General features: G+C 65.5%; 12 protein-coding genes, 1 tRNA gene and 1 pseudogene. 13 read left to right on the forward strand and 1 reads right to left on the reverse strand.

Going from position 1 to position 9,614, the window contains the following annotated elements:
• The first annotated feature begins 25 nt into the window (after positions 1 to 25).
• The 10 genes from KUL97_RS13580 to KUL97_RS13625 all read left to right on the forward strand — a co-directional run bounded on the left by KUL97_RS13580 (position 26) and on the right by KUL97_RS13625 (position 7,425).
• Positions 26 to 1,093, forward strand: coding sequence for a 30S ribosomal protein S1 (locus KUL97_RS13580; RefSeq protein WP_217797523.1), 1,068 nt, complete (start codon positions 26 to 28; stop codon positions 1,091 to 1,093).
• A gap of 7 nt (positions 1,094 to 1,100) precedes the next feature.
• Positions 1,101 to 1,892, forward strand: coding sequence for an HAD family hydrolase (locus KUL97_RS13585; RefSeq protein WP_217797524.1), 792 nt, complete (start codon positions 1,101 to 1,103; stop codon positions 1,890 to 1,892).
• Between the two features lie 32 nt (positions 1,893 to 1,924).
• A complete protein-coding gene (gene metK, locus KUL97_RS13590; RefSeq protein ID WP_217797525.1) occupies positions 1,925 to 3,193 on the forward strand; it encodes a methionine adenosyltransferase in 1,269 nt (422 codons plus the stop codon).
• A complete protein-coding gene (locus tag KUL97_RS13595; protein WP_217797526.1) occupies positions 3,183 to 4,454 on the forward strand; it encodes an FGGY-family carbohydrate kinase in 1,272 nt (423 codons plus the stop codon). Before metK ends, KUL97_RS13595 begins: the two co-directional genes overlap by 11 nt.
• A 153-nt stretch (positions 4,455 to 4,607) precedes the next feature.
• Positions 4,608 to 4,877, forward strand: coding sequence for a DUF2470 domain-containing protein (locus tag KUL97_RS13600; RefSeq protein WP_217797527.1), 270 nt, complete (start codon positions 4,608 to 4,610; stop codon positions 4,875 to 4,877).
• A gap of 45 nt (positions 4,878 to 4,922) precedes the next feature.
• On the forward strand, positions 4,923 to 5,582 hold the full coding sequence (locus tag KUL97_RS13605; protein WP_217797528.1) for a ComF family protein: 660 nt from the start codon (positions 4,923 to 4,925) through the stop codon (positions 5,580 to 5,582).
• Between the two features lie 30 nt (positions 5,583 to 5,612).
• Positions 5,613 to 5,685 (forward strand) — tRNA-Phe (locus tag KUL97_RS13610).
• 36 nt (positions 5,686 to 5,721) lie between these two features.
• Positions 5,722 to 5,958: a hypothetical protein gene (locus KUL97_RS13615; protein WP_217797529.1), complete on the forward strand. Its 237-nt coding sequence runs from the start codon at positions 5,722 to 5,724 to the stop codon at positions 5,956 to 5,958.
• A gap of 41 nt (positions 5,959 to 5,999) precedes the next feature.
• Positions 6,000 to 6,593: a chromophore lyase CpcT/CpeT gene (locus tag KUL97_RS13620; protein ID WP_217797530.1), complete on the forward strand. Its 594-nt coding sequence runs from the start codon at positions 6,000 to 6,002 to the stop codon at positions 6,591 to 6,593.
• An 85-nt stretch (positions 6,594 to 6,678) separates the two neighbouring features.
• Positions 6,679 to 7,425 carry a phycobilisome rod-core linker polypeptide gene (locus KUL97_RS13625; RefSeq protein ID WP_217797531.1) on the forward strand — a complete coding sequence of 249 codons (747 nt, stop codon included), beginning with the start codon at positions 6,679 to 6,681 and terminating at the stop codon, positions 7,423 to 7,425.
• A 3-nt stretch (positions 7,426 to 7,428) separates the two neighbouring features.
• Here the strand turns inward: KUL97_RS13625 and KUL97_RS13630 are convergent, their stop codons facing one another.
• Positions 7,429 to 7,833, reverse strand: coding sequence for a hypothetical protein (locus tag KUL97_RS13630; protein ID WP_217797532.1), 405 nt, complete (start codon positions 7,831 to 7,833; stop codon positions 7,429 to 7,431).
• Between the two features lie 216 nt (positions 7,834 to 8,049).
• Between KUL97_RS13630 and KUL97_RS13635 the strand changes: the two genes are divergently transcribed.
• From KUL97_RS13635 to KUL97_RS13645, 3 genes and pseudogenes are all read left to right on the forward strand, one after another.
• Positions 8,050 to 8,895 carry a phycobilisome rod-core linker polypeptide gene (locus KUL97_RS13635; RefSeq protein WP_217797533.1) on the forward strand — a complete coding sequence of 282 codons (846 nt, stop codon included), beginning with the start codon at positions 8,050 to 8,052 and terminating at the stop codon, positions 8,893 to 8,895.
• Positions 8,896 to 8,930: 35 nt separating this feature from the next.
• The gene (locus KUL97_RS13640; RefSeq protein ID WP_217797534.1) at positions 8,931 to 9,146 is read left to right on the forward strand and encodes a phycobilisome linker polypeptide; all 216 of its coding nucleotides are present in this window, start codon (positions 8,931 to 8,933) and stop codon (positions 9,144 to 9,146) included.
• Between the two features lie 361 nt (positions 9,147 to 9,507).
• A pseudogene (locus KUL97_RS13645) lies at positions 9,508 to 9,614 on the forward strand (phycocyanin subunit beta); the annotation flags it as partial.

Consider the following 9,614-nt stretch of genomic DNA (forward strand, 5'->3'; position numbering starts at 1 on the left):
GCCCCAGGCAGGCCGCCGACTCTCCATGACCGTGACCCCTTCCGATCTCACCACCAGCGAGCAGGAGCTCGCCGTGGATCAGGACTTCGCCGCTGAAGCGGCTGCCGATCTCGAGCTCGGCATTCCGGAAGAGGTGCCCAGTGCCGACGACTCCAGCAGCCGCAACGCCGGCCGCGATCTCGATGGTGTGGGCTTCACCCTGGATGAGTTCGCGTCGCTGCTGAGCAAGTACGACTACAACTTCAAGCCTGGCGACGTGGTGAAGGGCACCGTGTTCGCCATCGAGCCCAAGGGCTCCATGATCGACATCGGCGCGAAGACCGCCGCCTTCATGCCCATGCAGGAGGTGTCGATCAACCGGGTGGAGAGCATCAGCGATGTGCTCGAGCCCGGGGAAGAGCGCGAGTTCTTCATCCTCAGCGAAGAAAACGAAGACGGTCAGCTCACCCTTTCGATCCGCCGGATTGAGTACCAGCGTGCCTGGGAGCGGGTGCGTCAGCTGCAGAAGGAAGACGCCACCATCTACAGCGAAGTGTTTGCCACCAACCGCGGTGGTGCCCTCGTGCGGGTGGAAGGTCTGCGCGGCTTCATCCCCGGCAGCCACATCAGCACCCGCAAGCCCAAGGAAGAGCTCGTTGCCGACTTCCTTCCCCTCAAGTTCCTCGAGGTGGATGAAGAGCGCAACCGCCTGGTGCTCAGCCATCGCCGCGCTCTGGTGGAGCGCAAGATGAACCGCCTCGAGGTGGGCGAAGTGGTGATCGGTACCGTTCGCGGCATCAAGCCCTACGGCGCCTTCATCGACATCGGGGGTGTGAGCGGCCTGCTGCACATCTCTGAGATCAGCCACGAGCACATCGAGACACCGCACACGGTGCTCAACGTGAATGATCAGATGAAGGTGATGATCATCGACCTCGACGCCGAGCGCGGTCGCATCTCCCTCTCCACCAAGGCCCTCGAGCCCGAACCCGGCGACATGCTCACCGATCCCCAGAAGGTGTTCGAAAAGGCCGAGGAGATGGCTGCCCGCTACAAGCAAATGCTGCTCGAGCAAGCCGAAGACAACGAGCCCATGGGCGTCACCCTCGACTGATCACGCCATGGTGTGCCTGCACTTACGCGGCACAGCCCTGGGTTCTGTGGATGCGGTGCTGTTCGACAAGGACGGCACCCTCAGCATCAGCGAGCCTCAGCTCCTCACCCTGGCTTCGGCCAGGGTTTTTCTTTGCCTGGAGCTGGCTGCCCCGGCCTTGCCCGCTGCTGTGTTGCCTGATCTTCAGCACCTGCTGGAGCGGGCCTACGGCCTCAGCCCTGCCGCAATCTGCCCAGCCGGAATCACGGCCGTGGCCAGCCGCGATCACAACCTGATCGCCACGGCTACGGCCCTCGTGCAGGTGGGGATGGGCTGGCCGGAGGCCCTCGCCCTCAGCGAAAGCGTGTTTGCCCTGGCGGATCAGCAGGATGCGCGTCGCAGTCAGGGTTCCGGGGGGCATACCAGCACCACCACCGAGGGGTTGCGCCCCTGGCTCCAGCAGCTGCAGGCCGCCGGCGTGGTGTGCGCGGTGATCAGCAACGACGACATGGCCGGCATTAAGCACTTTCTCGCCAGCCATGGCTTGGACCCCTTTTTTGCTGGCCTGTGGAGTGCCGAACACCGGCCTCGAAAGCCCGATCCCGCTGCCGTGCATGGCTTGTGCGAGCAGCTGGGGGTGGCGGCGTCGCGCTGCGCCCTGATCGGCGATGCCAACAGCGATCTACGCATGGCTGTGGCGGCTGGGATCCCCCATCAGTTGGCTCTTGGCTACACCGCCGCCTGGAGCAGCCCGCCGCCGCTGGCTGAACCCCATCCGCGCATCCATCACTGGACGGAGCTCAGCCTGACCGGCTCCTAGGGTGGTGAGCTATTTGCCATCCAGCTGAGCGAATGAGCAGCACCGCCGGGGCGCCGTCGCGCTACGTGTTCACCTCGGAATCGGTGACCGAGGGTCACCCCGACAAGATCTGTGATCAGGTGAGCGATGCGGTGCTGGATGCGCTGCTCGCCCAGGATCCCGCCTCGCGCGTGGCCTGCGAAACCGTGGTGAACACCGGCCTTTGCCTGATCACCGGCGAGGTGACCACCACGGCTCGGGTTGATTTCAACACCCTGGTGCGGGGTGTGATCCAGCAGATCGGTTACAGCGGCGCCCGCGCCGGTGGCTTCGATTCCAACAGCTGCGCGGTGCTGGTGGCACTGGATCAGCAGTCGCCCGATATCGCTCAGGGTGTGGATGAGGCCGACGACCACGCCGGCGATCCCCTCGATCTGGTGGGTGCCGGCGATCAGGGGATCATGTTTGGCTATGCCTGCGATGAAACGCCAGAGCTGATGCCGCTGCCGATCAGCCTGGCTCACCGCCTGGCTCGGCGTTTGGCGGAAGTGCGCCACAACGGCACCTTGGGTTACCTGCTCCCTGACGGCAAAACCCAGGTGAGCGTGGTGTACGAAAACGATCAGCCCGTGGCGATCGACACCATCTTGATCTCCACCCAGCACACCGCGGAGATTGACGGGATCTCTGAAGAGAAAGCCCTGCGTGAGCGCATCGCTGCCGATTTGTGGAGCCATGTGGTAGAGCCCGCCACCTCCGATCTCAGCCTCAAGCCCTCGAAAGAGAGCACCCGCTTTCTGGTGAACCCCACGGGCAAATTTGTGGTGGGTGGTCCCCAGGGCGATGCCGGCCTCACTGGTCGCAAGATCATCGTCGACACCTATGGCGGCTATGCCCGCCATGGCGGTGGCGCCTTCTCCGGCAAGGACCCCACCAAGGTGGACCGCTCCGCTGCTTATGCCGCCCGTTATGTGGCCAAGGCCCTGGTGGCCGCCGGTCTGGCGCGCAAGGCTGAAGTGCAGCTCAGCTACGCCATCGGCGTGGCCAAGCCGGTGAGCATCCTGGTGGAGAGCTTCGGCACCGGTGCCATCAGCAACGCCGACCTCACGGCCCTAGTGCAGGAGCACTTCGATCTGCGCCCCGGCGCCATCATCGAAACCTTCGGCCTGCGGGAACTGCCCCAACAGCGCGGCGGCCGCTTTTATCAAGACGTGGCCGCCTACGGCCACTTCGGCCGCAGCGACCTCAACCTCCCCTGGGAGGACGTGGCCACCATCGTCGCCAGCTTGAAACAGGCCACTGCCAGCCGCGTTGCCGCCTGAACGCCTGGGCCTGGGCGTTGACCTGGGCACTAGTGGCTTAAGGCTGGCGCTGGTGAACCCAGCTGGCCAGCTGGTGGCGGAGCACCAATCGCCCTATCCCGCCCCCTTTGCTGATCCCCTGGGGTGGCGGGAGGGCCTGCAGGCGCTGTGCCTGGAGCTCCCTTCCGATCTGCGCGGTGCGGTGGTGGCCATCGCTGTGGATGGCACCTCCGGCACGCTGCTGCTCTGCCGCCCCGACGGCAGCCTGGGCCCCAGCCCCCTGGATCAGGCCCTGACGTATCACCTGGCTTGCCCGGAGCAGGTTGAGGCGGCTGCGGCGCTGGTGGGCCCCGCCGGCACAGGCGTGCCCGCCGCCAGCGCCAGCGGCAGCCTGGCCCGCGCCCTGCGCCTGCTCGCCCAAGCACCGGAGCCCGGCCCCTGGCTGCTGCGCCATCAGGCCGATTGGCTGTTGGGTTGGCTCCTGGGCGATTGGCGTTGGGGCGAAGAAGGCAATAACCTGCGCCTGGGCTGGGATCAGCAGCGGGGCCGCTGGTGGGGGCGGATCGCCGAGCAGCCCTGGAGTAGCGCGTTGCCTGAGATCTGCCGATCGGGCCAGCTCCTGGGGCCCATCGGTGCTGCGGCCGCCTGTGCCTTGGGCCTGCCGCCAGAGTGCGCGGTGGTGGCCGGTAGCACCGATGCCAGTGCGGCGGTGCTGGCGGCTGATCTGCAACCGGGCGATGGTGTGGCAGTGCTCGGCACCACGCTGGTGCTCAAGCAATTCAGTGATCAGCCCCTGGAGGGGCCTGGGATCAGCTGCCAGCGGGTGTTAGGCCGCTGGTTGGTGGGCGGGGCCTCCAACGCTGGCGCCGGTGTGTTGCGCCGCTTTTTTACCGATGCCCAGTTGGTGGAGCTCAGCCGCCAGATCGATCCGCGCCGCAGCAGCGGGCTGGCACTGCGGCCCCTGCCGCGCCCCGGGGAACGCTTCCCGGTGGATGACCCCCGGCTCGAGCCCGTGCTCGAGCCCAGGCCGGTGAGTGATGCGCTCTACCTGCATGGGTTGCTGGAGGGCCTAGCGGCCATCGAGCGGGCCGGTTGGCAGCGGCTCGAGCAGTTGGGGGCGCCGGCGGTGCAGCGGGTGATCAGCCTCGGCGGCGGTGCCCGCAATCCCCAGTGGCGGGCCCTGCGCCAGCGCCTGCTGCAGCGCCCGGTGCTCAATCGCCCCCAGTGCACGGCGGCGCTGGGTATGGCCAGACTGGCGCTCTCCGCTCTGCCCGCTCCATGAACACCCGCCTGCGTGATTGGTTGGCCATGGGGCTGTTTGTGGTGCTGGCCGGCTACGTGAGCTTTTCGGGCGTGCGCTTGGCCTGGCTGCTTTGGCAGCGCTTCGGCGTGGCCTGAGCCCCCAGAATCGGGCGCATTAGTCACCCCGCTGCCCATGGCCGCCGATCCCCTCACCAGCGCCGTTAGCGATCGCATCTGCAAGCACATGAACGACGACCACGCCGAAGCGGTGCTGGCTTACGCGCGCCATTACGGCGGTGTTGCTGCCCCGCAGCAGGCGCGCATGCTGGCTGTGCGGCCTGAAGCGATGGAGCTGGAGGTGGATGGGGAGCGCCTGGCTGTGGCCTTTGATCACACCCTCAGCGACAGCGAAGACGCCCACCGCACCCTGGTGGCGATGCTGCGGGCGATGCCCCAGGCCTGAACCAGCGCCGGCGGGGAATGCTCCCTGTAATCGCATCGCCGCTGGATGGGCTTCCATTTCTGGCAGCACGCCCTGGATCTGATCAGCACAGCCCCCTGCCGCAGCTGCGGTGGTGCCTGTGAGCCGGCCAGCCCCAGCCCCCTTTGCGGGCGGTGCCTGGATGCACTGGCCCTGCCGGAAGGCGGGCTCCAGGGGGATCAGCCCCTGCTGTGGTGTGCCCTGGCCCCCTATGCCGCTGAGCTGCGCGGCTTGCTGCTGCGCCAGCGGCCCAAACCGGATCGGGCTGTGGTGAGCCTGTTGGCCGCGCGGTTGCATCACTGTTGCGCCTCGGTGCTGCCGGGCGCCTGGTTGGTGCCGCTACCCAGCTGGAAGCGCTCCGGCAATCCGTTGCCAGCGCTGGTGGCCCTGGCCTTGGCCGAGGCCAGCGGCGGCAGGGCGGCGCTGGCGCCAGCGCAGCTGCTGTGGCGAAGCCGCCCCACCCTGGGGCAGCACCACTTGGGCCGCAGCCTTCGCGCCCGCAATCTGCGCGACGCCTTTGGCGCAGCTCCGGCCGGCGCTGGCCTGAACCGGCCCCTTTGGCTGGTGGACGACATCCTCACCACGGGGGCGACGGCCTGTAGCGCCGCCCACGCGCTGCAGGCCGCTGGGCATGCGGTGCAGGGCCTGCTGGCCCTGGCGCGAACACCGGCGAGCGCCCCTCGGTGATCTACTATCCGCAGGTCGCCACGGCGACGGGCCGGGATAGCTCAGTTGGTAGAGCAGGCGATTGAAAATCGCCGTGTCCCCAGTTCAAATCTGGGTCCTGGCATTGCAAAGCATGAGGCATCCACGCCTCATTGAGCCGATGCCCATTTCGATTCCGGACAAGCCGGGCCAGCTGTTCGACAACGCCGACAGCTTCGCGATGGTGTTCGATGCTGCTTGGCGCAAGCTCCTGGGGAGCCCTGAGGCGGCCGTGATGAGCAACGACGACAAGAAGCGCGTGGCGCTTGAGGCCTGCGCTGATCACCCCTTCATGCTCAGCAATCCCGCCATGGCGGATCAGGTGGCTGATTTCCGCATCCGTCTGCTGGGGCTCTGAGCGGTTCCCCATAGGATCCGGCCCATTCCCCGCCATCAGCGATGTCCAGCCCCCTTGCTCGTCTGCTGCGCCAGCTGAGCGCTGGTTTCAGCAATCAGCAGCAGGCCTTCGACAATCCCCCCCTCTACGCTCACATCCTGGTGAAATTCCGGCCGCTGCCGCAGCTGGAACCGGGGTCGCTGCTGCTCGATCAGTCGTACGCCATCAATCCGGCTGCCCCTTACCGCCTGCGGGTGTTGCGGGCGGAGCAGCGCGGTTCGGAGCTGATCATCACCAACCAGGCCATTGCCGATGAGCAGCGCTTCTGGGGCGCCGTTGATGACGCCGGTAAGCGGGCTCAGATCCGTGCGGCCGACCTCAAGCCCCTGGAGGGTTGCGCCTATGTGGTGCGCGAAACCGCTGATGGCTTCATCGGTGAGGTGGAGCCGGGCTGCCGCTGCATGGTGGAGCGCAAGGGGGCGCTCTCCTATCTGGTGAGCAGCTTTGAACTCAGTGGCCGCGGCATGCGCACCATCGATCGTGGCCACGATCCGGCCACCCATGAGCAGCTGTGGGGATCGCTGGCGGGGCCGTTTGAATTCGAGCGCACCGACGATTACAGCCACGAATTACCGGCTGATTGGCTGACGGCCTGAGGAGCGGCGAGGTAAAGCTGTGTAAGGGGCTGTGAGGTTTAGCGGCGCACCATCGATAGCTTCGCCGCTGGTTTTCTCTCCCGCTATGGCCCTCCCGCTGCTGGCCACCAAGCCGATCACCCAGAACGCACGGGTGAACAACTTCTGCATCGGCACGGATGAAGCGCCGCGCACCCAAGTGGATGTGGATGAGCAGATCGAGCGTGCCTATCGCCAGATCTTTTTCCACGCGTTCAAGGTGGATCGCGAGCCGATGCTCGAGATGCAGTTCCGCAATGGCGATCTCACGGCCCGTGATTTCGTGCGCGGTTTGCTGCTCTCCCGCAAATTCCGCGATGGCTTCTACCGCTGCAACAGCAACTACCGGGTGGTGGAGCAGATCGTGGGCCGTGTGCTCGGCCGCGAGGTGCATGGGGATCAAGAGCGCATCGCTTGGTCGATCGTGATTGCCAATCAGGGGCTGGAAGGCTTCGTGGATACCCTGCTGAACTCCCAGGAGTATCTCGAGGCCTTCGGCTTGGAAACCGTGCCCTATCAACGCTCCCGCGTGTTGGCCGGCCATGCCAAGCCGCAGCTGCCCTTCAATCAGCAAGCGCCTCGTTACAACGCCTACTGGCGTGATGCCAGCGCTCGCCGCGCCCCGGCCAACCCCTTCGGCGGTGGCGGTGCCCAGTTCAGCGGCGGTCAGATGTCGGCGGCTTGGGTGGGCGGCCAACCTCCGAAATTGGCGCAAACCATCTGGCTGGCCCTCGCCGCCATCGGTGGCCTGGAGGTGCTGCGGGTGCTGCTCACCTCGGCCGGCGCCATGCTCGGCACCGGCTCTGCCGGTTGAGCCTCAGGCGCTCAGTTCATCCATGAAGGGCTGTTCCTCGTCCTCCTCGGGGAAGGGGTTCAGCTCCAGTTCAGGTTCGTTGAAGCCAGCGTCTTGAGCGCTGGCTTCTGGTTGGGGCCTCTGCAGCGGATGCACGCTGGCGCGCTGGGGTGCGCTTTGCTCGGTGAGCAGATCCTCCAGCCGCGCAATCCGCTCCTCGGTGGCGGTGAGCAAGTCGGCTGAATCGTGGCTGAGGGTGTTGCTTTGCAGGTGCTGCAATCCCTCCAGTTGTCCCTCCAGAGCGCTCAGCCGCTCCTCCAGTTCCAACAGGCGCAGGGTGAGGGTTTCACTCACCAGGCTGAGGGCCTGCATCTGTTCGCTGAGCCGCAGTTGCAACGCTCCAGCACTGAGGGATGCACTCGCTGACATGCCTTGGGCCGAAAAGGATCTGGCCGGATGGTACCGATGCTGGCCCAAGCTGCCAGGCCTGCGTTTTGTAACGATTCTGAAAGCGTCCTGAGGATGTCATTCGGCACCCATAGGATCCGGCTCTGGCGCCAACTGTGCTGGCAGCCGATTCGGTGCGTCTTCTCCCCCAGGCACGCCCTCCCAAGCAAGCCGTCCAAGCCCGCTTCCCGTAGCCCCATGACCCTCGCCAACGCTGCCTATCTGGGCATCGAGCGTTACGCCAACAATCGCGTCAATGAGAACTGGATGACCGGTTCCGCCGACGACAAGGCTGCGCTCATCCGTGCCGTGTACCAGCAGGTGCTCGGTAATCAATATGTGATGTCCAGCGAGCGGCTGGAGGGCCCTGAGTCGCTGTTCAAGCGCGGCTACCTGAGCGTGCGTGAGTTTGTGCGCCAGGTGGCCAAGAGCGGTCTCTACCGCAAGAAGTTCTTCGAGAGCACCAACCCCTACCGCTTCATCGAGCTCAACTTCAAGCACCTGCTCGGCCGCGCTCCCCAGAACAAGGCGGAGATGCTGCACCACTTCACGATCCTGCAGGAGCAGGGCTTCGACGCCGAGATCGACTCCTACCTCGACAGCGCTGAGTATCAAGAGCGCTTTGGTGAGGAGGGTGTTCCTTACCTGCACGGCTGGAACTACTCCACCGGGCAGCAGGGTCTGCAGTTCTCCTACATGCTGCAGCTGGCTCGCGGTGCTGCCGCTTCTGTGAAAGGCGACATCACCAAGAATCAGTCGCGTCTCAACCCCTCCGTGCACGCGGAGATGCCGGTGCCGGTGGTGAGCCCCAACGCCAAGGGCAATGTGTTCCGCAAGGTGGCCACCGATGGCGTGACCCGCCAGGGCGTGGGTTCCGGCGAAGAGGGCCGCACCTTCCGCGTGGAGATCACCGGTTTCAATAACTACCGCCTGCACAAGCGCAGCAACCGCGTGCGCTTCATCCCCTTCAACAAGCTGCTCGAGTATCAGCAGCAGATCCACCGCGAAGGCGGCCGGATCGCCAGCATCACGCCGGTCAACTGATCGGTTCCTTCGCTCCCTGTTACCCCGTAGCTCCGATGAAGGTTTCTGCAGGCAACCGCGGCACCAGCTTCAGCAACGATCGCCAGGTGTCTTTGACCGTGACCGGTCTGGCCAACAACGACTACTCCCGCACCGCGGATGTGGTGATGAACGTGCCCTATACCCGCATGAACGAGACCATGCGTCTCGTGCAGCGCATGGGCGGCAAAATCACCGCTGTGAACGTGACGGGTGGCATCGACGCCGAGTGATCCAGCTTCATCGAGCGTCTCCCTGGCGGAATCGCTCGAAGGCTGGTCTCCCGAATCCCCCTCCAAAGAGGGGGATTTTTTTGTGCGCTCCGGCGGAGTGTGCCGTCGGCGTGGTCACGGTGGCGGCGGCTCGTGCCGGCTGGCGGCGCTGCAGGCCGGCTTCAGCGGGTCTTCTCATCTGGCAAAAAGCCTGCGGTACAGCGGCTTTGCCTCTTGGAATGACCGTTTGTTAAGCGCTGCTGATGTGGGTGATCAGCTTGTCCAACAATGGCCAGGCCAAGCGATGAGGCGGTTTCGGCCAGCTCCTCGGTTTGGCCCCTCATCCCCCTCCCCGACTCACGTCGAGAACAGGAGCTCTTCAATGTTCGACGCCTTCACCAAGGTCGTTGCCCAGGCTGATGCCCGCGGCGAATTCCTGAACGCTGGTCAAATTGATGCTCTCTCCGCCATGGTGGCCGAGAGCAACAA

The organism is Synechococcus sp. HK05 (assembly GCF_019104765.1).
GTDB lineage: Bacteria > Cyanobacteriota > Cyanobacteriia > PCC-6307 > Cyanobiaceae > Vulcanococcus.